We start from the raw sequence: 22,382 nt of genomic DNA on the forward strand, positions 1-22,382 counted from the left end.
TGTGTTAACCTGCAATTGCTAACCCTGCGGTCATATGCAAACCATAAAATAGCCCACGGCCAATCATTTCACCCCCCGCCACCAGCACGAAACCTGCAAACAGGCCGAGCGTTTTCGGTTCCTGACGACGAATAAGCGGACAGATCCAGCAGCCTAAACCCGCCGCCAGCAGCGCGATGCGCCATACCTGAAGCGAACCATAATCCGGCAGCAGGGCGTTAGCCTGCTGGATAGAACTCTGGATCGTCCCCAGCGTATTGCTTTGCAACACGACGACCGCCACGCAGGCGATGAGTGCCAGTACGCTGACAGACGCGGCAAGGGTACCTTTGTATGTCACGTTTGCGACCCGCAGCAGCAGCGCGGCCAGCAGCGGGCCAGTAAGAGCCATCGTCAGGAAGAAGGCCAACGTGGTGTAGCCCGTATACCAGGTCGGTACGGTATCGATCTGATAGACCCGGGTCATAGCCCAGACAAAAACGACACCCAGGAGCTGGCTGACAACCAGCCAGATTTTGCCTAAAGCTGGGGGCATTTTACCGATAACCGACACCAGCCACCAGAAACCGCCCACGGCAAAGAAGATCGAACCCGCCGCGATCTCATTACTCAGCGCTGACGTTCCCACGCGGTTAAGCGAGTTGAAGGCGCGCAGCGGGGAGCCAAGATGCAGTACCGAGGCCATAAACCCAATACCCATTACCAGCCAGAGAAAAAACAGGCTGCGCACGATGCGTATTCTGGCCTTGTCATCACGTTCATTCAGCCAGGCGAAGCCCATCACGATTAATGCGCCAGCCACGCACTGCCCGAAAACGGTGAAGATCACCAGCGGCCATTCATGCCATCCACTTCCCATCTCACACCTCCTTCGGGTTTGCCAGGTAGCCGGTGGTGTCACCCGTCGGACGGCTGTTGGCGTTAGGTTTAATCACAATACTCGGCTTCGTGAAGTGCGCAGACGGCAGCGGCGCGACCGCAGCAAGCTGGCCGTGTTTTTTGCGCAGCTCTTCAATCGGGCCAAAGTCCAGCGCGCGCAGCGGGCAGGACTCGACGCAGATGGGCTTTTTGCCGTCCGCCACGCGGCTGTGGCAGCCGTCGCACTTGGTCATGTGGCCTTTAGCCGCGTTATACTGCGGCGCGCCGTACGGGCAGGCCATGTGGCAGTAGCGACAGCCGATGCAGACATCCTCGTCCACCACCACAAAACCGTCGTCTCGCTTGTGCATTGCCCCGCTCGGGCAGACCTTAGTGCAGGCCGGATCTTCGCAGTGGTTGCAGGCAATCGACAGGTAATAGGCGAAGACGTTCTGATGCCAGACGCCGTTATCCTCCTGCCAGTCGCCGCCCGCGTATTCATAAATACGACGGAAGCTGACGTCCGGGGTCAGATCTTTGTAATCCTTGCAGGCCAGCTCGCAGGTTTTACACCCGGTGCAGCGGCTGGAATCAATAAAAAATCCATACTGGGTTGTCATCGGTTAATCCTTATGCCTTCTCGATCTGCACCAGGTTCGTGTGCTGCGGATTGCCTTTCGCCAGCGGTGACGGGCGGTGTGTGGTCAGGGTATTGATGCAGGAGCCGTGATCGACACGATCGCCGTTCATGTTGGCGTCATGCCAGGCGCCCTGGCCCATCGCGCTCACACCAGGCATGATGCGCGGGGTGACTTTGGCGGCAATGCGCACTTCGCCGCGATCGTTAAACACGCGCACCGTGTCACCGTTTTTAATGCCGCGCTTCTCGGCGTCTACAGGGTTAAGCCACACCTCCTGGCGACAGGCGGCCTGGAGCACATCCACGTTGCCGTAGCTGGAGTGGGTACGGGCTTTAAAGTGGAAACCGAACAGTTGCAGCGGGAATTTGCTGCGCTCGGGCGCGTCCCAGCCTTCAAAGGTTGAGGTATAGACCGGTAGCGGGGTGATGGTTTCGTCTTTTTGCAGTTCCCAGGTTGCCGCAATATCCGCCAGCTTGCTGGAGTAGATCTCGATTTTCCCCGACGGTGTTTTCAGCGGATTGGCATCCGGATCGTCACGGAATTTTTTATAGGCCACAAAATGTCCATTTGGATCTTTGCGCTTATAAATACCCATTTTTTTCAGCGCGTCGTAGGACGGCAGCAGCGGATCTTTGGCAACCATTTTGGCGTAAAGGTAGCGCAGCCACTGCTCCTGCGTACGGCCTTCGGTGAATTTCTGATAGACATCCGGTCCGAGACGTTTCGCTACTTCGCTCATGATCCAGTAGATGGGTTTGCGCTCAAACTTCGGGGCGGTTACCGGCTGGAGGAAAATCAGGTATCCCATGTTGCCGGCGTAATCGTTGGGGATGATATCTTCCTGCTCAACGGTCATCAGGTCCGGCAGGACAATATCGGCATACTTCGCGGACGAGGTCATGAAGTTGTCGATAACGACGATCGTTTCGCACTTACTCTCATCCTGCAAAATGTCGTGAGTTTTGTTGATATCAGAGTGCTGGTTGATGATGGTATTACCCGCATAGTTCCAGATGAACTTGATCGGCACATCCAGCTTATCCTTACCGCGTACGCCGTCGCGCAGGGCGGTCATCTCCGGTCCACGCACGATGGCATCCGTCCAGCTGAAGCAGGAGATTTGCGTTTTCACAGGATTTTCCGGCAGCGGCATACGTTCGATGGTGATGGTGTAGGTCGATTCGCGCGCGCCGCTGTTGCCGCCGTTAATGCCGACGTTGCCGGTCAGGATCGGCAGCATGGCGATGGCGCGGGATGTCTGCTCGCCGTTGGCCTGACGCTGCGGGCCCCAGCCCTGGCAAATGTAGGCCGGTTTTGCCGAACCGATTTCACGGGCCAGCTTAATAATGCGATCGGCAGGAATGCCTGTAATGCGCGACGCCCATTCCGGGGTTTTCGCGGTTCTGTCATCACCCTGGCCGAGAATATAGGCTTTGTAATGACCATTAGCAGGTGCGCCTTCCGGCAGGTTTTTTTCGTCATAACCTACGCAGTATTTATCGAGGAAGGGCTGATCGACGAGGTTTTCATTAATCAGCACCCACGCAATACCTGCCACCAGTGCGGCATCGGTGCCCGGACAAATCGGGATCCACTCGTCTTCGCGGCCTGCGGCGGTGTCGGTGTAGCGCGGATCGATAACGATCATCCGTGCGTTAGACCGTTCACGTGCCTGTTCAAGGTAGTAAGTGATCCCGCCGCCGCTCATGCGCGTTTCTGCCGGATTATTGCCGAACATCACCACCAGTTTGGTGTTTTCGATATCTGATGTACTGTTACCGTCGTTGCTGCCGTAGGTGTAGGGCATTGCGCAGGCGATCTGCGCGGTGCTCTGTAGGTGCCGTAGTGGCTGAGGAAGCCGCCGTAGCAGTTCATCAGGCGTGCCACCAGCGAGGCGTAAGGGGAGGAGCGGGTGATATTGCCGCCGACAATTCCGGAGGAGTAGTTAATGTAGACCGCTTCGTTGCCGTATTTTTCGACCACGCTTTTCAGGCTCGCGGCGATGGTGTCCAGCGCTTCTTCCCAGGTGATACGTTCAAACTTGCCTTCTCCGCGTTTGCCCACGCGTTTCATCGGATAGTTCAGACGGTCTGGATGATTAATGCGACGGCGAATTGAACGGCCTCGCAGGCAGGCGCGAACCTGATGGTTGCCGTAAACATCCTCGCCGGTATTATCCGTTTCAACCCAATAGACTTCGTCATCGCGAACGTGCAGACGTAGCGCGCAGCGGCTACCGCAGTTTACCGAGCAGGCGCCCCAGACGACTTTATCTTCCGCTGGCTGAATAGCGGTCTGCACTGCGGCGGCGGCGCTTTTCAGACCAAAAGGCAATGCGATCCCACCGGCGGCAAGCGCCAGAGATCCTATGGCAGTAGATTTAACCAGAGTTCGACGGCTTATCCCGTCGTGATGTTCAACTTCGGACATAACTCACCCCATCATTGTTAATAATTATTTTCACCCGTGACTACAACCGGGCTAATGATGGGGGGAGTGTTACTTATTTAGAGGTATTAAATATTAATCCTCGTCAACTCAGGGGAATTGAGTGGGAAAATCATTGCGGCTCAGCGGGTGCATTCTCCTGCGTACCTGCACCGCTTACCGGGTAGTTTCCGCTACTGGTACGAGTGTACAAAATTTTGAAAGTATCGTTGGCGCAATGCCCAACGACCTGCGCATCCGGCTGATCGGCCTGATCGTTCGGGACGATGTTCAGGGTAAACCCAGACTCCGGTACGCCGTTGTTGATAATCTTCTGCTGAATGTCGCTTTTCACGCGCTCGCAGGAGTCCGGGGCCGCAAGAAGAGCGGGTGAAGCACTCATTAACAGCAGGGCGGTAATCCAGGGTAACCGTTTCATCTGTAGCTCCTTTTCACTGTGTGGACTGTAAGCATAGCAGGGTTAGGGTAAGCTTTTGTTTTTGGACCTGTCTTTCTGAATTGTCCTGGAGCCGTAATCATGTTGAAGAATGTTAGATTACCCTTTGCCCTGATCGATTATTTGATTCAATAAAGGAGTTATGGCTCTTCGATAACGGTGGCGAAGCTTTGCAGCTAACGGCCTTTCCCGCATAAGTAAATTCCAAATTTTTTTCTTTTTGGCATCCAGCATGGCATCACCTTTTGATTCATTAATTGTTGAAACATTGGCTTCTTCGGAAAGGCGTACTGGATAAGGTACTATAGAGTGAATTCTAGCCAGTGATAGGTCTTCGAATAAACTCCATTTATCGGCAACCATCCATACAGGATAAAGGTTATCCAGAAGGCTTCTAGCAGCTTTTTGATTGATAATGTATGCATGAGTAGTCGTGGCATGCTGAGTCTTATGTATATTATATGAGCCGAAAATGTGTTTGAACGGTTTTTTGTAATATTTATTGACCCGACTCAGAAGAAGAATCTCAGGTTTTGTTTTGCTGAGCGTAACGTTATTAAGTATCTCACGCAGATCGCTGTTTAGTACAACATCATCCTCAAGGATAAGAGCGGCGTCGATATTTTCATCTATTATTCTTTTGTATATTTTTTGATGGCTTAATGCACAACCCACTTCTCCCGGGAGAAAAGCATAATTTGTCTCCCGTGTGACATTTCTTAGTTCAGTTTCAGTCATTTTTCGACCATCTACTGCTTCAATAAACTCGTATGCAATGTTCAATTCGGACAATTGACATTCCATTTTCGCACGACGTTCGAGCGAGTGTTTGAGATTGACTATAAAAGTTCTCATCCTTTTAGCGTTCCTTAAAGACTTAATAGCTGGGCCAAATTCATACATTTTACCAGTATTCGAACCAATTCAACATCGCTACCATACTATTTGCTACTATGAGTGCCACAATCCTTTCATTCTTTTGGTAAATGACGTGAATAAATACGCAGCGATAACGCTACTGGCAACGGTACTGGTGGGATGTGACAACAACACCGCGCCGCTGTCATTTACGCCGGAGATGGCGAGCTTTTCGAACGAGTTTGACTTTGACCCTCTGCGCGGGCCGGTGAAAGATTTTACCCAGACGCTGTTGAACGATAAGGGTGAAGTCTCTAAACGCGTGACCGGAACGATGTCGTCGGAGGGGTGTTTCGATACCCTTGAACTGCACGATCTGGAGGCTAACACGGGCGTTGCGCTGGTGCTGGATGCTAACTACTACGTCGATGCGGAAACCCAGCAGCAGAAGGTGAAGTTGCAGGGAAAATGTCAGCTGGCGGAACTGCCGTCTGCCGGCCTGACGTGGGACACCGACGATAACGGGTTTGTGGTTGCCGCGCACAGCAAAGAGATGGAAGTGAAGTACCAGTATGACGCCGACGGCTACCCGCTGGGTAAAACCACGGTCTCCGGCGACCAGCGATTATCGGTCAAATCGATGCCGTCGAAAGATCTGCGTAAGCGCATGGATTATACGGCGGTAAGCCTGTTGAACGATAAACCGATGGGCAATGTAAAGCAGAGTTGCGATTACGATCGCCACAACAACCCGGTGAGCTGTGAGCTGGTTATCGTCGATGACAGCGTTAAACCTGCCATTGAGCGCAAGTACACCATCAAAAACAGCATTGAATATTATTAAGAATAAAACCGCGCAGGTTACTGCGCGGTGGGTTTAAGCAGGTTGGCGGAGGAGGATTTATGCCCGGCCAGATGCTGATGCTGGAAAATGCACATGCGGATGGTGTTACGGTATTCGCCATTAATAAAGAACTCATGGATCAGTTCACCTTCCACCATAAAGCCGAGCTTACGGTAGATATGAATCGCTTTTTCGTTCTCTTTGTCGACGATAAGGTAAAGCTTGTAGAGATTCAGGACGTTAAACCCATAATCCATCGCCAGCTTTGCCGCCCGCGACGCAAGACCTTTCCCCTGGTGCTCCGGTGAAATAATGATCTGAAATTCCGCCCGACGGTGAACATGGTTGATCTCAACCAGCTCAACCAGCCCGGCTTTCTCACCTTCGCACTCCACCACAAACCGGCGTTCACTCTGATCGTGGATATGCTTATCGTAGAGATCGGACAGCTCGACGAAGGCCTCGTAAGGCTCTTCAAACCAGTAGCGCATCACGCTGGCATTGTTGTCGAGCTGGTGGACAAAGCGTAAATCTTCGCGCTCCAGCGGACGGAGCTTAACGTCACACGGCGTCGACATTACGGTGCTACCGTGCGGCCAGTGCGACGATCCAGACAGCGCAGGGTGTTAGGCTCCCAGTAAGCGTTGACGTTGGCACTTTGCTGGCATTTGTCGCGGGCATCAAACGCGACGTCTTCTTTATCCCACTCTTTTTCCACGCGCTTATTCACTTTCTGACGCAGGCTGCGGGTGTCATTCCATTGTTCTTTGTCCATGGCGGCGTTCTGGCGGCTTTGCGCGCTGTCACCAGACTCAATGATGAGTTTGCTGGTTTCGGCTGATGCCGTTGCGGCGAAGGCGAACGAGGACAGCGCCAGTGCGGCTGTCAGACAAAGGCGTTTGCTTAATGTAGTCATAGCGTTTCCTTTAAACGGGTGCAGACAATCGGATTACCCCGTTGGATTCTACACCAATCCGAAAGGGTGTCATACCCGCGCGGCAGGTATGGGAACGATGAGAGCATTATCGCGTATGATGTCTAAATCAATCCTCACGAAACGAGAAAAATGTTCAAAACGACGCTGCTTTTTTTCGCGACCGCGCTGTGTGAAATCATCGGATGCTTTTTGCCGTGGCTCTGGCTAAAGCGGGGCGCTTCCGCGCTGCTGCTGATCCCGGCGGGTGTGTCCCTGGTTCTTTTCGTCTGGCTGCTCACCCTGCATCCGGCCGCCAGCGGGCGGGTTTATGCGGCCTACGGAGGGGTGTACGTCTGTACTGCGCTGCTGTGGCTGCGCTTTGTCGATGGCATCAGGCTAAGCCTGTATGACTGGGCAGGCGCGCTGGTTGCCCTGTGCGGTATGTTGATCATCGTGGCTGGCTGGGGACGCGCATAGTCGTCCTCATAGTGTGATCGCCCGCTGATTTTTCGATCATTATACTTGTATGGTAGTAGTGTAGTTGCGTAAATTTCCTGCATCACAACGAGCGATGTAAGGAAATGGATTATGAAGATTGTCGGGGCTGAAGTATTTGTCACCTGCCCGGGGCGTAACTTTGTCACCCTTAAAATCACCACCGATGAGGGCATTGTCGGCCTGGGTGATGCCACGCTTAACGGACGTGAACTTTCCGTTGCCTCCTACCTGAAAGATCACCTGTGCCCTCAGCTGATTGGCCGCGATGCGCACCGCATCGAAGATATCTGGCAATTCTTCTATAAAGGCGCGTACTGGCGTCGTGGCCCGGTCACCATGTCAGCGATTTCTGCCGTGGATATGGCGCTGTGGGACATCAAAGCGAAAGCCGCGAACATGCCGCTCTATCAACTTCTGGGCGGAGCCTCCCGGGAAGGGGTGATGGTTTATTGTCATACCACCGGGCACACCATTGACGACGTACTGGAAGATTATGCCCGTCATAAAGAGATGGGCTTCAAGGCTATTCGCGTGCAGTGCGGCGTGCCGGGGATGAAAACCACCTATGGTATGTCTAAAGGAAAAGGGCTGGCGTATGAGCCTGCAACCAAGGGCGACTGGCCGGACGAGCAGCTTTGGTCCACCGAGAAATACCTCGACTTCACGCCGAAACTGTTCGACGCAGTGCGCAGTCAGTTCGGCTTCAACGAACATCTCCTTCACGACATGCACCACCGTCTGACGCCCATCGAAGCGGCGCGATTCGGCAAAAGCATTGAAGAGTACCGCCTGTTCTGGATGGAAGACCCGACTCCCGCTGAAAACCAGGAGTGTTTCCGCCTGATCCGCCAGCACACCGTCACGCCCATTGCGGTGGGGGAAGTGTTCAACAGCATCTGGGACTGCAAGCAGCTGATTGAAGAGCAGCTCATTGACTATATCCGCGCCACCATAACCCATGCGGGCGGCATTACCGGGATGCGTCGCATTGCTGACTTTGCCTCACTCTACCAGGTGCGCACCGGCTCACACGGCCCGTCGGATCTGTCGCCGATTTGCCACGCCGCGGCGCTGCATTTTGACCTGTGGGTACCGAACTTTGGCGTGCAGGAGTATATGGGGTATTCAGAGCAGATGCTGGAAGTGTTCCCGCACAGCTGGCGCTTCGATAACGGCTATATGCACCCGGGCGACAAGCCAGGGCTGGGCATTGAGTTTGATGAGAAGCTGGCAGCGAAATACCCGTACGAACCGGCCTGTCTGCCGGTGGCCCGTCTGGAAGACGGCACCCTCTGGAACTGGTAAACGAGGAGCGAATGATGAAAAGCGTAGTGATCCAACAGCCGAATGCGCTGGTGATTGAGGAGCGTCCTCTCCCGTTGCCGGACGCAGGCGACGTCCGCGTCAGAATTAAGCTCGCCGGTATCTGCGGTTCAGACAGCCATATCTATCGTGGGCATAACCCGTTTGCGAAATACCCGCGGGTAATCGGTCACGAGTTCTTTGGCGAAATAGACGCGGTTGGCGAAGGTGTGGAGAGCACCCGACTGGGCCAGCGCGTGTCTGTTGATCCGGTGATCAACTGCGGACACTGCTACCCGTGTTCCGTCGGAAAACCGAACGTTTGTACCTCGCTGGTGGTGCTGGGCGTCCACCGTGACGGCGGCTTCAGCGAATACGCCGTCGTGCCGGCGAAAAATGCCTGGCACATTCCGGATGCGATCCCTGACAAACACGCGGTGATGGTTGAGCCTTTCACCATTGCCGCCAACGTGACGGGGCAGGCGAAACCCACCGAACAGGACGTGGCGCTGATCTATGGCGCAGGCCCGATGGGGCTGGTCACCGTGCAGGCGCTAAAGGGCGTTTACAAGGTGAAGCAGGTCATCGTGGTGGATCGGATTGATGAGCGGCTGGGGATGGCGCAACGCAGCGGCGCAGACTGGGTCTTCAACAACAGCGAGCACTCATTACAGGCCGCGCTGGATGAAAAAGGCATCAAGCCGACGTTAATCATCGATGCTGCCTGTCATCCGTCCATTTTGCAGGAAGCGATTACGCTGGCGTCTCCGGCGGCGCGCATCGTGCTGATGGGCTTCTCCAGCGACCCGAGCCAGATCGTGCAACAGGGGATCACCGGCAAAGAGCTGTCGATCTTCTCTTCGCGCCTGAATGCCAACAAATTTCCGGTGGTCATTGACTGGCTGGAAAAAGGGCTGATCGACCCTGAAAAACTGGTCACCCATACATTTGACTATCACCACGTTACAGACGCCATCGAACTGTTTGAAAAAGACCAGCGGCAGTGCTGCAAAGTCTTGCTCACGTTCGACCAATAATAATTCACGCGGTTAAGAGCCTGCGAAGACAGGCTCTCAGTGGTACGCATCTTACCTTGCAGAGATAGCCATTATGACTCAAGCACAACCTCAAAGAAGTACGTCAGACCTGGTGAAAGCCGCCGTATCCGGCTGGCTGGGCACCGCCCTGGAGTTTATGGATTTTCAGCTTTACTCCCTTGGCGCCGCGCTGGTATTCCATGAAATTTTCTTCCCTGAACAATCCGCGGCCATGGCGCTGATCCTGGCGATGGGGACCTATGGGGCAGGCTACATCGCGCGTATCGTCGGGGCATTTATCTTCGGCAGAATGGGAGACAGAATTGGCCGCAAAAAGGTGCTGTTTATCACCATCACCATGATGGGGATCTGCACCACCTTAATCGGCGTCCTGCCAACCTACGCGCAGATCGGGATTTTCGCACCGGTGCTGCTGGTGACGCTGCGTATTATTCAGGGGCTGGGCGCGGGGGCAGAAATCTCCGGCGCAGGTACCATGCTGGCGGAGTACGCGCCGAAGGGTAAACGCGGCATCATCTCCTCGCTGGTGGCCATGGGAACCAACTGCGGGACGCTGAGCGCCACGGCGATCTGGGCCGTGATGTTCTTTGCCCTCGATCGTGAAGAGCTTATTGCCTGGGGCTGGCGTGTGCCATTCCTCGCCAGCGTGGTGGTGATGATCTTCGCCATCTGGCTGCGTATGAACCTTAAAGAGAGCCCGGTGTTTGAGAAGGTTAACGACGCTGAAACCATTGCGCCGGTTGCTGCGCAGGATACCTCGGTCGGCGCGATGTTTAAGAGCAAATCGTTCTGGCTGGCGACGGGGCTGCGCTTTGGTCAGGCCGGCAACTCAGGTTTGATTCAGACTTTCCTTGCCGGATATCTGGTGCAGACGCTGTTGTTTGATAAGGCGATCCCAACCGATGCGCTGATGATCAGTTCGATTCTCGGCTTCCTCTCCATCCCGCTGCTGGGCTGGCTGTCCGATAAAGTGGGGCGCCGTCTGCCGTATATCCTCCTTAACATTTCAGCCATTATTCTGGCTTACCCGATGCTGTCGATTATCGTCGATAAGAGTTACGCGCCGGGCGTGATTATGCTCTCTATCATCGTTATTCATAACTTTGCGGTGCTCGGGCTGTTCGCGCTGGAAAATATCACCATGGCAGAGATGTTTGGTTCGCGGAACCGCTTTACCCGCATGGCCATTTCGAAAGAGGCGGGCGGGCTGGTAGCCGTAGGCTTTGGTCCGGTGCTGGCGGGGATCTTCTGCAACATGACCGGGTCCTGGTGGCCGATTGTGGTGATGCTGGTGGCGTACTCGCTGATTGGGCTGGTCTCCGCGTTGCTGATGCCGGAAGTGCGCGACCGCGATTTGAGTGAAGCCGAAGATGCTGCGGAGGCTCCTCATAAGGACTCGGTAGCGTACGGCGCGCTCTCTTCACGCCGCTAGTGGTTTACATCTTGCGTTACCTGTCACACAACTTTTTACTGATGTCACACCACATGGCGAAAAGTTAATGTAAATCAAGATCTGAAAACGATGTATCAGTATGGTTAATGGCAGCGTTTTTTGACTCCGACTGCCATTCTAGTTGGTGTAGTCAGCAGGCGCTGCCGCTCTTAAAAGGAAGCGGCAGTGGATCACAGCTTTCATTAATTAACGAGTCTCAATCATGGAAAACCGGTTATTACAGGCGAAGGCACCGCATCCTCAATACGATCGCGACAGCCTCAAGGCACGCATTGTTCATTTAGGGTTTGGCGCGTTTCACCGTGCGCACCAGGCGGTGTACACCGATATACTCGCCGCAGAACAGGGCAGCGACTGGGGTTACTGCGAAGTTAACCTGATTGGCGGCGAACAGCAGATCGCCGATCTGAAGGCACAGGATAACCTTTATACCGTGGCAGAGATGTCTGCCGATGCGTGGACGGCGCGCGTGGTCGGCGTCGTCAAAAACGCGCTGCATGCGCAGATCGACGGGCTGGAAACCGTGCTGGCGGCGCTGTGCGAGCCGCAGGTCGCCATTGTTTCCCTCACCATCACCGAGAAAGGATATTGCCACTCCCCGGCAACCGGACAACTGATGTTCGATCATCCGTTAATCGTTGCAGACCTGCAAAACCCGCATCAGCCTAAATCTGCGCCGGGCGTGGTGGTTGAGGCGCTGGCGCGTCGCAAGGCGGCGGGGCTACCGGCATTCAGCGTGATGTCATGCGATAACATGCCGGAGAACGGCCACGTGATGCGCAATGTGACCTGTGCCTACGCGCGCGCCGTAGACGGCGATCTGGCGGACTGGATCGAAGCGAACGTCACCTTCCCGTCAACGATGGTGGACCGTATTGTGCCCGCCGTCACGGCTGATACGCTGGATAAAATCGAACAGCTGACTGGCGTACGCGATCCGGCAGGTGTCGCCTGCGAGCCGTTCCGCCAGTGGGTGGTGGAAGATAATTTTGTTGCCGGACGTCCCCAGTGGGAAAAGGCCGGTGCGGAGCTGGTTTCTGATGTCATTCCGTTTGAAGAGATGAAGCTGCGAATGCTTAACGGCAGCCACTCGTTCCTGGCCTATCTCGGCTATCTTGCCGGTTATCAGCACATTAACGACTGCATGGAAGATGAACATTATCGCGCAGCCGCGCATGCGCTGATGCTGATAGAGCAGGCGCCGACGCTGAAAGTGCGGGGCGTGGATTTGGGTCGTTATGCCGACCAGCTGATTGCGCGTTACAGCAATCCGGCCCTGCGTCACCGCACCTGGCAAATCGCCATGGACGGTAGCCAGAAATTGCCGCAGCGCATGCTCGATTCCGTGCGCTGGCACCTTGTCCACCAGAAACCCTTCCCGCTGCTGGCCCTCGGCGTGGCGGGCTGGATGCGTTATGTCGGCGGTGTGGATGAGCAGGGTAACGCGATTGAGGTGAGCGATCCGCAGCTGGCGGTGATTCAGGCGGCGGTAAACGGTAGCGCTGAAGGTGAAAGCCGCGTTAGCGCGCTGTTGGGCATTGAGGCTATTTTCGGTAACGAGCTGCCGAAGGACACGGTATTCGTGGCTGCCGTCATGCAGGCCTATCAAACGTTGCTGCAAAAAGGCGCGAAGGCCACGGTTGCTGAGTACGCAGCCCGGCTTTAACGCTTTGACATGCCGCCGTTCGCGGCGGCATGTCGGGGCACAGCTTAGTGCATCCCCAGGCGAATCAGCTCAATCGGTTCGAACTTACCTTCGCATCCTTCCACTTCAACCGTTTTACCACGACGCACCTGCTCGGCATTAAGGCCGTCGCTGTGGATCGCTTTAATCACGCCGAACTGACCTGTGCCGCTAATCATGACGCGGCTGCCAGTGGTGATTGCATTTCGGTTACGGTCGTATGTCATCATGGTATTTTCTCCTCTCGCACTTATCCGTTACGGCGCTAATACAACGGCTGCCGTTCACGGGGCACTATTAATACGCCTCTCTTAAACGAAATTATTTGCTTTTGATCAAGCTCACACTTTTTTCTTATTTCCAGATGGCGTTGACGGTTCAGGACACCGCTTTACAAAGCGGACAGTTATTTTCCTTAATTGATAGTTTCCAGACGCAAGCGTTTAGGCTTTGTTTATATCCACAATGCCATTCTGGAGGCAGAAAATAACCCTTCATCGGAAAAGGAGTCAGGCTTATGTATAAGAAAATTTTGATGCCTGTTGACGTGTTTGAAATGGATCTAAGCGATAAAGCGGTACGCCACGCGGTCAACCTCGCGAAATCGGAAGGCGCGACGATCACCCTGGTCAACATTCTCCCTAACAGCAGTCGTTCGTTACTGCGGGGGTTCAATGCCGATATTAAGAAGTTCGAAGAGTATATGACCGCCGAGTCGGATAAGAAGATGAAGGCACTGAAACGGCTCTTTGATATGTCCCCAGAAAATATTGATTGTGAAGTACGTTTCGGCAACGTACGCGATGAAATCATCCAGCTCAGCAAAGAGGGGAAATATGACGTTATTGTTATTGGATCAAGAAACCCGAGCATGACAACACATCTGCTGGGCTCGAATGCTGAAACTATCCTGCGCTACGCCACTATTCCGGTGTTAGTGGTCCGCTAATCACTTCGCCGCAACCGAAAGGGGGCGGCGAGGTTTTATTCTTCGCTGAACCACTCGCGGTTTTCCTGACGAATTAACTGAACTGACTCGCTAATTTCCTGGAGGTGAAGCGTCATCGCTTTATCTACGGCTTCCACGTCGCGTTTTTCCAGTGCGCTGAAAATATCGTGATGCTGGCGCAGCAACATCTCTGGCGGAGAAACATGGTCGAGGCTCATGTAGCGCACGCGGTCGATGGTAGCTTTGATGTTTTCGACGGTATCCCACGCGAGCTGGCACTCGGCGATCTGCGCCAGTTTCTGGTGAAATTCGTCGTCCAGCTGGAAAAAGTCGTTTAACTGTTTGCGGTCGATGGCAATGCGTTGCTGATGCAGGTTTTGCTCCAGCAGGTAGCACTGGTTATCGTTGATGAGCGACGCGGCGCGACGCACAACGGCGCACTCAATGGCCTGGCGAACAAAACAGCCATTCCGTACCTGCGAAAGCGAAATTTTATTTACATAGCTGCCGCGCTGAGGGCGGATCTGGATAAGGCCGTTTTCTGCGAGCTTAATAAACGCCTCGCGCACGGGCTGACGGGAAACGTCAAAACGTACCGAAACCTCTTTTTCTGAGAGTGGCGTTCCCGGTGGGATCAGGCAGCGAACGATATCACGGCGTAAGATGCGATAAATTTGCTGATTTACAGGCTGGGTAGGATTAAGTTGCGATTCAGCGGCCATGGGTTGTGATTTCTCAGAGAGTTAACCTGAACATACTACCATTCTTTTAACCGTCATCACATACCCGGCCCGCAGGCCGGGAAGGGTGAATTACCCGCGATGCACGCTGAGTCCGGCATAGGTCTGGCTGACGGGCATCATCTCAACCGTGTTGATGTTGACATGCTTCGGCAGCGTCGCGACCCACCAGACGGTTTCGGTGATATCTTCCGGCGTCAGCGCATTCGCATTTTCATAGGTTTTATCCGCTTTCGCGTCATCGCCTTTGAAACGCACGTTGGAGAATTCCGTTCCACCGACCAGACCCGGCTCAACATCGGTCACGCGGATCGCGGTACCGTGCAGGTCGGTGCGCAGGTTCAGGCTGAACTGGCGTACAAAGGCCTTGGTTGCGCCATAGACGTTGCCGCCCGCGTAAGGCCAGCTGCCTGCGGTGGAACCGATATTAATGATATGACCACGGTTACGTTCAACCATGCCCGGCAGCACGGCGCGGGTCATGTACACCAGGCCTTTGTTGTTGGTGTCGATCATGTTCTCCCAGTCTTCCACGCTGGCTTTGTGGGCAGGCTCCATGCCCAGCGCCAGGCCAGCGTTATTGACCAGCACGTCGATTTCACGCCATTCGGCAGGCAGGTTGGCAATCATCTCTTCAATGGCGGCGCGGTTGCGCACGTCCAGCTGTGCGGTCAGGATGCTGTCGCCCAGCTCGTCTTTCAACTCCTGGAGACGCTCCTGACGACGACCCGTTGCAATCACCTTATGTCCGTTGGCGACGAAGCGACGCGTGATGCTTTCACCAAAACCTGCTGTCGCCCCGGTAACTAATATAATCATCTCACTGTTCCTCAACGCTTTTTGTGTTGTACTACCATAGCACGCACTCGGGCACATCGTTAAGGCAACATTTGTATGACGCCATTGCAGGCCGGAGCAGGCTGGCCTACTCTGGTGAGAAATACCGTGCTCAGGAGTAAACGATGTCGGTCAACAACCCTTTCTTTGACGTTAGCCTGCTGCCTTATCAGGCTCCGCGTTTTGATGTGATAGAAGACAGCCACTATCGCCCGGCGTTTGATGAAGCAATGCGCCTCAAGCGTGCAGACATTGACGCGATTATCGCGCAGAGCGCCGTGCCGGACTTCAACAACACCGTGCTGGCGCTGGAAAAGAGCGGGGCCATGCTGTCGCGCGTCAGCAGCGTGTTCTTCGCCATGACGTCCGCACACACCAACGATTATCTTCAGGCACTGGACGAGCAGTTCTCCACCGAACTGGCCGGGCTGGCGAACGATATCTGGCTAAACGATACGCTTTTCGCCCGCGTGGAAGCCGTCTGGCAGGATCGCGACACGCTGGATGCCGAATCCCGCCGACTGACGGAGGTGACGTATCAGCACTTTGTTCTTGCGGGCGCGCGTCTGAACGCCGATGAAAAAGCCGAGCTGAAAGCCCTGAATACCGAAGCCGCCACCCTGACCAGCCAGTTCAACCAGCGCCTGCTGGCTGCGAACAAGGCGGGAGGGCTGGTGGTGGATGATGTTCACCAGCTTGACGGACTCAGTGCGGAGGAGATTGCTGCCGCGGCTCATGCTGCCGCAGAAAAAGGGCTGACGGATCGCTGGCTGATCCCGCTTCTGAATACCACGCAACAGCCCGCGCTGGCGGCGCTGTCTCTGCGCGAGACCCGTAAAAAGCTGTTTAGCGCGGGCTGGGAACGCACTCAAAAAGGCGACGAAAACGATACGCGCGACCTGATCCGTCGGCTTACCGCGTTGCGGGCAAGACAGGCGCAGCTGCTCGGCTTTGACAACTATGCCAGCTGGAGCATTGCCGATCAAATGGCGAAAACGCCGGATGCCGCGCTCGAATTCATGCGCGGGATAGTTCCTGCGGCGCGCAGCAGGGCCGCGCTGGAGCAGGCGGATATTCAGAAGGTCATTGACGACGAGCAGGGCGGTTTTACGGTACAGGCCTGGGACTGGGCGTTTTATGCCGAACGCGTGCGTTCAGCGAAATACGCGCTGGATGAGTCGCAGATCAAACCCTATTTCGCGCTCAATACCGTGCTGGAAGATGGCGTATTCTGGACCGCCACGCAGTTGTTCGGTATCCGCTTTGTCGAGCGTTTCGATATTCCGGTTTATCACCCGGACGTTCGCGTGTGGGAGATTTTCGACCACACGGGTGAAGGCACGGCGTTGTTCTACGGCGACTTTTTCGCGCGTGATTCCAAAGCGGGCGGGGCGTGGATGGGGAATTTTGTTGAGCAGTCTTACGAGTTTGCCGCGCGTCCGGTGATTTATAACGTCTGCAACTATCAAAAACCAGCGAACGGGCAGACCGCGCTGATCTCCTGGGATGATGTGATTACCCTGTTCCACGAGTTTGGCCATACGCTACATGGCCTGTTTGCCAGCCAGCGCTATGCCACGCTTTCAGGCACCAACACGCCACGTGATTTCGTTGAATTCCCGTCGCAGATCAATGAACACTGGGCCAGCCATCCGCAGGTGTTTGCGCACTTTGCCCGCCATTATCAAACCGGCGAGCCGATGCCGGATGCGCTGCGGGAAAAAATGCTCAATGCGACCCAGTTTAATAAGGGTTATGACATGACGGAACTGCTGAGCGCCGCGCTGCTGGATATGAACTGGCACGGCATTCATGAGCCCATTGAAGACGTGGAAGCCTTTGAAGCCGCCGCGTTGAAAAAAGAAGGGCTGGATCTTCCAGCCGTACCGCCGCGCTATCGCAGCAGCTATTTTGCCCATATCTTCGGCGGCGGCTACGCGGCGGGCTATTACGCCTATCTCTGGACGCAGATGCTGGCGGACGATGGCTACCAGTGGTTTGTCGAGCAGGGTGGTTTGACGCGCGAAAACGGACAGACATTCCGCGAGGCGATTTTGTCGCGCGGCAACAGCACTGATTTAGCTGAACTTTACCGGAACTGGCGCGGGCACGATCCGAGGATCGAACCGATGCTGGAGAATCGTGGATTGAGTGTTTAAGGGCTTTTTAGTGTGGAAACAGAACCGGGCGCGATGCCCGGTTTTTTGTTCGATTTTTTCTTCCCCGAAACTCCTCCAAATTCCTCCCCAAAATGAATCCTTAAATTCTGCGAAATTTGCAGGATAACTTTCTTATGGCTGACCCTATATATCAGGGCGAACGACTGGGCAGCTTCCTGCTGCGCCAATGGAGAGGGAATTAATTGTGGCACGTACCCGGGGCTGGAGTGGCGCTGCCTGCGAGGAAAGGTGAATAGGCTGCCCAGTAAATAAAGAGGTTATGGAAACTTGAATACATTACAGTTCATCAGGATTGTTCGATACGCTGATCCCGATCTTGATCAGACTTAAAATCATCAATGCCAGTACCATTGCCACGATAGTAGAGATGATAAGCGTTGTCATAAAGGCCCCCTTTGTGAGTATATCTTTTAGACTGTTTGAATCAAAAAATGTTCCGAGTCCTAAAAAATATATGACATTAGACAGGAATGTATCGTCTGCTAAATGAAAAAAAAGCCTACGCCAGGTAGGCAATACTGATAATTCCTAATTGTTTTAATAATGCTTGTTACTAAAGGTTATCTGCAGTGTTGGTAGAAGATATTGAAGCTTATAGATACTTCCTGGCTGCATCTAATATTTCCTGAGATGTAAGCTCTCGATCTGATGCAACATAGATAACTTCATGGTCACCTGTTAAAGAGGGAAAACCGGCTGACATTATCGGAAGGTTTATCCCTTCTCCATTAGGGTATTGTTCGCGTATTGATGTCACGCCCTTAAGTACGGTGATTACTTTACCTGGTTTACCATTAAAGAAAATAATTACTTTTTTCATGTATCACCATGTATTTCAGGGGGTTTTATGGCCCGGGGTTGTTCGAAAGGGGTTGATTTATTGACGTTTAGTTACCTCTTTCGAAATTAAAACAAGCAATATTCTGCCTTAACGTGTACTGTAGCAGTCCATTTGTACTGGAGAAGCTTATGTCTGCACGTAAAAACACGCAATTCCGCCGAAATTATTTAGTCAAATGCCCTTGTCCAAACTGCACAAGAGACTCGGAGCATAGTTACAATCGTGTACAAAAGGGAGCTCAACTGGTTTGCCCTTACTGCAACGCGTTGTTCAAATCCCCTCAACATTACTAAAAAATCTCATATAATAACTAAGAAGTGATGCTTTTGGAGGCTGCCTAACCTCTTACGCACTTTAATATTTTATAAGCAGTTAGTTTCTGCTTTGAGACTATTCATGCAGCAGTCCTGCATTTCATCACATCGGTCAGCAAATTTGACGGTGCTGTAAATATGCTGGCCTGTTGTAATGATATTCGCAAACGATAAATGACGCTTCTGATTATTTAATTCACAGAAGCTTAAGCGGTCATTGAGGGGGGTTATTTATCGCAAAGCGTAACATTTGCAGCTGTCGGACCTTTGGTACCGGCAATGACAGCAAATTTAACTTTTTGGCCTTCAAAAAGAGTTTTGAATGTCTCTCCCTGTAGAGAAGAAGAGTGAACAAGGATATCTTTACTTCCATCGAGTGGGGAGATGAAGCCAAAGCCCTTATCATCGTTAAACCACTTAACAAGACCTATCATTTTTGATGACATAAAAACTCCACTTGAACACTTAAAAGTTACAAGTTCATGAAAAGAAACGCATGATGGCATACGTATGGACTCAAGAGGAGGGGATATCAGAGATAGCACCTGGTTATGAGGACTACTTTGGAAAAGTCAGATTCACATTGCATCGAACCAACCGCATCATTAAGGCACGTGTAGATCTTTTAAGCAAATCTTATTTTAGCCATCTGGGAGGCCATACAGATTAGATTAGCCAATCCAAATTTTTCCTGTGTCGTCAAATTTGATTTATAGCAAGGAAATAATTTGTCTCGTAAAATGACAGGAGTTGTCAAAGGTTTTGACTTCAATAGAGGGAAGGGTTTTATTATCCCATCTAAAAAGTGCAGGTCTAACTAAGTTCAGATTTGATTTCTATTTGCTCAATCAAATTCCTCCCCTGGTTTTTTACATTTCCTACTGTACGCGTTACCGCATGCCAGACGAACTTATCGGTGGGCACTGCACCATCTGAAGCTATCTCTTCAGCTTCTTTCCCGCCAACATGCTGTCGCATCCACTCGCGTGCCGCTTCTGGTGACAAAACCAGTGGCCTGCGGTCATGAATGTCGACGAGGCCTTTATCAGCCGCAGACGTCACAATCAGAAATCCCTCGGCTTCATCGCCGCGCTCAAACGGTGTGCTTCCGATCGCCGCCATAAAGATTGGCTGACCGTCGGCCCGGTGGATGAAGTAGGGTTGTTTCTTGTCACCTGACTTCTTCCATTCGAACCATCCATCGGCAAAACAGATCGCCCGGCCATGTTGCCACAGAGGTTTAAACATTCTGCTGGTGGCCGCGGTTTCTACACGTGCGTTAATCAGTGGTGCTTTGTCCCACCATCCAGGTGCGTAGCCCCAGAACACCGGATCGAGGTGCAGTAGTTCGTCGCGTTCGCTCAGCAGCAGGACTTTGGTACCGGGCGCGACGTTGTACCGACCAATGGGGGCCGGGTCATACGCGATGTCGCGATCGCCTTCGTCGGCAAGGTAGGCCAGGTATTCTTCACGGGTTTGGGCTTGTGCAAAGCGTCCACACATAGAAACCTCCAGTCGGATGTCATACTCAAAGTATAGGGCAGGGATAAGATGACTTGATCGACATGCAAAAGCTGTATCTTGTACAAGATAACGCGAGAAAATGGGCAGAAATTCCGGGAGGCGTTTTTATCTTGCGGGCACGATCCGAGAAATGAACCGATGCTGGAGAACCGCGGGTGAGTGATTAAAGGCATTACTGGCTGAAAACAGAACCGGGCATTGCGCCCGGTTTTTCCCCGGTGGGCTGGTATTTGTTAACCTTGTTACTCTTGCGTCAGCCACATGTCCGACTCTTCAAACATTTCCTCAAGCATACGGTTCAGCTTTTCCCGGTCGCTTTTGCTGGCATCGCTATTCAGGCCATTCGCCTGCATTGGCTTAACCGTCACGCTGGCATCAGGAAAAATCCGGTGCACACGTTTTGTCAGTTCAGCCAGAATTATCTCCCTGGCTCCCTCCAGCCCCTGTACGTTTCGCTTGTCATAAACCAGTTCAACAAACATTATTTTTTCCCTATGAATATTAATTGTGCGATTCTGTCTGCACGTAAAAATACTACTGTATATGGGTGGGTCTTCCCTTGTTGTGGTGGCTGAAGGCATGATAATGGTGTATTTAATCGCCAGAGGTCACCGCCATGGACGAAAAGTCCCTCTACGCTCATATTCTCAACCTGTCCGATCCGTGGCAGGTAAAGTCCCTTTCTCTCGATGAAAATGCCGGTTCTGTTACTGTCACTATTGAGATCGCTGAAAACACCCGGCTAGCCTGTCCGACCTGCGGTAAATCCTGTTCTGTTCACGATCACCGTCATCGTAAATGGCGCCATCTTGATACCTGCCAGTTCACCACTATTGTTGAAGCCGATGTTCCACGAATTATGTGTCCGGAGCATGGCTGCCTGACGTTGCCTGTTCCGTGGGCTGGCCCCGGAAGCCGGTATACGTTGCTATTCGAATCGTTCGTTCTCTCATGGCTGAAAATCAGCACCGTTGATGCTGTCAGGAAGCAACTTAAGCTCAGTTGGAATGCGGTTGACGGCATTATGACCCGGGCAGTTAAGCGAGGTCTTGCCCGGATAAAAAAGCCATTATCCGCCCGTCATATGAATGTGGATGAGGTCGCCTTTAAAAAAGGACATCGTTACATAACGGTGATCTCCGATCGCGATGGTCGGGCGCTGGCCTTAACGGATGATCGCGGCACAGAGAGTCTTGCCGGCTATCTTCGCACGCTCACTGATGGGCAGTTGCTGGCTATCAAAACGCTCTCAATGGACATGAACGCGGGCTATATAAGAGCAGCGCGTATCCACTTACCCAGTGCGGTTGAGAAAATCGCCTTTGACCGCTTCCATGTGGCGAAGCAACTGGGCGAGGTAGTTGATAAAACCCGTCAGAATGAACATCCGCACCTCCCTGTTGAAAGCCGACACCAGGCAAAAGGAACCCGCTTCCTGTGGCAGTACAGCGATAAGTGGATGACCGAATCCCGGCAGGAAAAGCTGATGTGGCTGCGTGCACAGATGAAGCTGACGAGCCAGTGCTGGGCGCTGAAAGAGCTGGCAAAGGATATCTGGAACAGGCCATGGAGCGAGGAAAGACGGAGTGACTGGCAGAGATGGTTGGCGCTGGCGGCTAACAGTGACGTTCCCATGATGAAAAATGCCGCGAAAACGATAGGAAAAAGGCTGTACGGGATCCTGAATGCGATGCGACACAGTGTCTCAAACGGAAATGCGGAGGCACTTAACAGCAAGATCAGGCTGCTGAGGATAAAAGCCAGGGGATACCGAAACCGGGAGCGCTTTAAACTGGGGGTGATGTTCCACTACGGAAAGCTGAATATGGCGTTCTGAGCCTTCCCACCATGATCGGGGAAGACCCATATGGGTACAGTCAAACGGCATTCCGGCTAAAGAAATGCCATGCCGCCCTTCACCTTGTTTATGTTGATGACAATCTATTCATTTAGCCTTTAAAACGAGCAGTCGAAGCGTTTAATCGTAAAATTTACAAAAAC

Annotated in this window: 24 protein-coding genes and 1 pseudogene; 10 read left to right on the forward strand and 15 right to left on the reverse strand. The window is 53.1% G+C overall.

Annotated elements, in window-relative coordinates; genetic code table 11:
- Positions 1–4: 4 nt before the first annotated feature.
- The 5 genes and pseudogenes from ACQG2Q_RS11110 to ACQG2Q_RS11130 all read right to left on the reverse strand — a co-directional run bounded on the left by ACQG2Q_RS11110 (position 5) and on the right by ACQG2Q_RS11130 (position 5,286).
- Positions 5–859, reverse strand: coding sequence for a dimethyl sulfoxide reductase anchor subunit family protein (locus tag ACQG2Q_RS11110; RefSeq protein ID WP_096217039.1), 855 nt, complete (start codon positions 857–859; stop codon positions 5–7).
- 1 nt (position 860) lies between these two features.
- Complete coding sequence (locus tag ACQG2Q_RS11115; protein WP_017384545.1) at positions 861–1,478, reverse strand: DMSO/selenate family reductase complex B subunit; 618 nt, start codon at positions 1,476–1,478, stop codon at positions 861–863.
- A gap of 10 nt (positions 1,479–1,488) precedes the next feature.
- A pseudogene (gene ynfE, locus ACQG2Q_RS11120) lies at positions 1,489–3,929 on the reverse strand (selenate/tellurate reductase subunit YnfE).
- Between the two features lie 130 nt (positions 3,930–4,059).
- The gene (locus ACQG2Q_RS11125; protein ID WP_003857424.1) at positions 4,060–4,365 is read right to left on the reverse strand and encodes a DUF1161 domain-containing protein; all 306 of its coding nucleotides are present in this window, start codon (positions 4,363–4,365) and stop codon (positions 4,060–4,062) included.
- Positions 4,366–4,482: 117 nt separating this feature from the next.
- A complete protein-coding gene (locus ACQG2Q_RS11130; RefSeq protein WP_080470148.1) occupies positions 4,483–5,286 on the reverse strand; it encodes a glycosyltransferase family 25 protein in 804 nt (267 codons plus the stop codon).
- An 88-nt stretch (positions 5,287–5,374) separates the two neighbouring features.
- Between ACQG2Q_RS11130 and ACQG2Q_RS11135 the strand changes: the two genes are divergently transcribed.
- A complete protein-coding gene (locus ACQG2Q_RS11135; RefSeq protein WP_023300005.1) occupies positions 5,375–6,085 on the forward strand; it encodes a YnfC family lipoprotein in 711 nt (236 codons plus the stop codon).
- A gap of 17 nt (positions 6,086–6,102) precedes the next feature.
- Here ACQG2Q_RS11135 and speG read toward each other — a convergent pair whose 3' ends face one another.
- Together speG and ACQG2Q_RS11145 are read right to left on the reverse strand one after the other, a co-directional pair.
- Positions 6,103–6,663, reverse strand: a complete 561-nt coding sequence (gene speG, locus ACQG2Q_RS11140) for a spermidine N1-acetyltransferase (RefSeq protein WP_022647983.1) — start codon at positions 6,661–6,663, stop codon at positions 6,103–6,105.
- Entirely contained in the window at positions 6,663–7,001 is a 339-nt protein-coding gene (locus ACQG2Q_RS11145; protein WP_023300007.1) for a DUF1283 family protein, read from the reverse strand. The genes speG and ACQG2Q_RS11145 overlap by 1 nt, the downstream gene beginning before the upstream one ends.
- Positions 7,002–7,151: 150 nt before the next feature.
- On the opposite strand from ACQG2Q_RS11145, the gene ACQG2Q_RS11150 reads away from it, so the two are divergent.
- From ACQG2Q_RS11150 to ACQG2Q_RS11170, 5 genes are all read left to right on the forward strand, one after another.
- Complete coding sequence (locus ACQG2Q_RS11150; RefSeq protein ID WP_023300008.1) at positions 7,152–7,478, forward strand: YnfA family protein; 327 nt, start codon at positions 7,152–7,154, stop codon at positions 7,476–7,478.
- A 111-nt stretch (positions 7,479–7,589) separates the two neighbouring features.
- A complete protein-coding gene (gene manD, locus ACQG2Q_RS11155) occupies positions 7,590–8,804 on the forward strand; it encodes a D-mannonate dehydratase ManD (protein ID WP_023300009.1) in 1,215 nt (404 codons plus the stop codon).
- A 14-nt stretch (positions 8,805–8,818) separates the two neighbouring features.
- Positions 8,819–9,838 (forward strand): Zn-dependent oxidoreductase, encoded by a 1,020-nt coding sequence (locus tag ACQG2Q_RS11160; protein ID WP_048965753.1) that lies wholly within the window; start codon positions 8,819–8,821, stop codon positions 9,836–9,838.
- 73 nt (positions 9,839–9,911) lie between these two features.
- Positions 9,912–11,291 (forward strand): MFS transporter, encoded by a 1,380-nt coding sequence (locus ACQG2Q_RS11165; protein WP_063849252.1) that lies wholly within the window; start codon positions 9,912–9,914, stop codon positions 11,289–11,291.
- A 223-nt stretch (positions 11,292–11,514) separates the two neighbouring features.
- Positions 11,515–12,978 (forward strand): mannitol dehydrogenase family protein, encoded by a 1,464-nt coding sequence (locus tag ACQG2Q_RS11170; RefSeq protein WP_063849251.1) that lies wholly within the window; start codon positions 11,515–11,517, stop codon positions 12,976–12,978.
- A gap of 44 nt (positions 12,979–13,022) precedes the next feature.
- Here ACQG2Q_RS11170 and ydfZ read toward each other — a convergent pair whose 3' ends face one another.
- A complete protein-coding gene (ydfZ, locus tag ACQG2Q_RS11175) occupies positions 13,023–13,226 on the reverse strand; it encodes a putative selenium delivery protein YdfZ (protein ID WP_003857405.1) in 204 nt (67 codons plus the stop codon).
- Between the two features lie 287 nt (positions 13,227–13,513).
- Between ydfZ and ACQG2Q_RS11180 the strand changes: the two genes are divergently transcribed.
- The gene (locus tag ACQG2Q_RS11180) at positions 13,514–13,945 is read left to right on the forward strand and encodes a universal stress protein (protein WP_023300013.1); all 432 of its coding nucleotides are present in this window, start codon (positions 13,514–13,516) and stop codon (positions 13,943–13,945) included.
- Between the two features lie 35 nt (positions 13,946–13,980).
- Here the strand turns inward: ACQG2Q_RS11180 and ACQG2Q_RS11185 are convergent, their stop codons facing one another.
- Both ACQG2Q_RS11185 and ydfG read right to left on the reverse strand, forming a co-directional pair.
- Positions 13,981–14,667, reverse strand: a complete 687-nt coding sequence (locus ACQG2Q_RS11185; RefSeq protein WP_003857403.1) for a GntR family transcriptional regulator — start codon at positions 14,665–14,667, stop codon at positions 13,981–13,983.
- Between the two features lie 90 nt (positions 14,668–14,757).
- A complete protein-coding gene (gene ydfG / locus ACQG2Q_RS11190; protein WP_022647991.1) occupies positions 14,758–15,504 on the reverse strand; it encodes a bifunctional NADP-dependent 3-hydroxy acid dehydrogenase/3-hydroxypropionate dehydrogenase YdfG in 747 nt (248 codons plus the stop codon).
- A 143-nt stretch (positions 15,505–15,647) separates the two neighbouring features.
- On the opposite strand from ydfG, the gene dcp reads away from it, so the two are divergent.
- The gene (gene dcp / locus ACQG2Q_RS11195; protein WP_063849250.1) at positions 15,648–17,681 is read left to right on the forward strand and encodes a peptidyl-dipeptidase Dcp; all 2,034 of its coding nucleotides are present in this window, start codon (positions 15,648–15,650) and stop codon (positions 17,679–17,681) included.
- A 297-nt stretch (positions 17,682–17,978) separates the two neighbouring features.
- Here the strand turns inward: dcp and ACQG2Q_RS11200 are convergent, their stop codons facing one another.
- Together ACQG2Q_RS11200 and ACQG2Q_RS11205 are read right to left on the reverse strand one after the other, a co-directional pair.
- The gene (locus ACQG2Q_RS11200; protein WP_022647993.1) at positions 17,979–18,086 is read right to left on the reverse strand and encodes a YnaM/YnfT family protein; all 108 of its coding nucleotides are present in this window, start codon (positions 18,084–18,086) and stop codon (positions 17,979–17,981) included.
- 208 nt (positions 18,087–18,294) lie between these two features.
- The gene (locus tag ACQG2Q_RS11205) at positions 18,295–18,522 is read right to left on the reverse strand and encodes a hypothetical protein (RefSeq protein ID WP_071881491.1); all 228 of its coding nucleotides are present in this window, start codon (positions 18,520–18,522) and stop codon (positions 18,295–18,297) included.
- 149 nt (positions 18,523–18,671) lie between these two features.
- Here ACQG2Q_RS11205 and ACQG2Q_RS11210 point away from each other — a divergent pair, with 149 nt between their 5' ends.
- Positions 18,672–18,836, forward strand: a complete 165-nt coding sequence (locus ACQG2Q_RS11210; protein WP_213083702.1) for a YnfU family zinc-binding protein — start codon at positions 18,672–18,674, stop codon at positions 18,834–18,836.
- A gap of 248 nt (positions 18,837–19,084) precedes the next feature.
- On the opposite strand, the gene ACQG2Q_RS11215 is transcribed toward ACQG2Q_RS11210, so the two are convergent.
- The 3 genes from ACQG2Q_RS11215 to ACQG2Q_RS11225 form a co-directional block, all read right to left on the reverse strand.
- The gene (locus ACQG2Q_RS11215) at positions 19,085–19,303 is read right to left on the reverse strand and encodes a cold shock domain-containing protein (protein WP_022647994.1); all 219 of its coding nucleotides are present in this window, start codon (positions 19,301–19,303) and stop codon (positions 19,085–19,087) included.
- A gap of 367 nt (positions 19,304–19,670) precedes the next feature.
- On the reverse strand, positions 19,671–20,360 hold the full coding sequence (locus ACQG2Q_RS11220; RefSeq protein ID WP_058646326.1) for an SOS response-associated peptidase: 690 nt from the start codon (positions 20,358–20,360) through the stop codon (positions 19,671–19,673).
- 263 nt (positions 20,361–20,623) lie between these two features.
- Entirely contained in the window at positions 20,624–20,863 is a 240-nt protein-coding gene (locus ACQG2Q_RS11225; RefSeq protein ID WP_006808847.1) for a DinI family protein, read from the reverse strand.
- Positions 20,864–20,997: 134 nt separating this feature from the next.
- Here ACQG2Q_RS11225 and ACQG2Q_RS11230 point away from each other — a divergent pair, with 134 nt between their 5' ends.
- Complete coding sequence (locus ACQG2Q_RS11230) at positions 20,998–22,218, forward strand: ISL3-like element ISKox3 family transposase (RefSeq protein WP_000343760.1); 1,221 nt, start codon at positions 20,998–21,000, stop codon at positions 22,216–22,218.
- Positions 22,219–22,382 lie beyond the last annotated feature (164 nt).

The organism is Enterobacter cloacae complex sp. 370H10, from assembly GCF_050031535.1.
GTDB lineage: Bacteria > Pseudomonadota > Gammaproteobacteria > Enterobacterales > Enterobacteriaceae > Enterobacter > Enterobacter intestinihominis.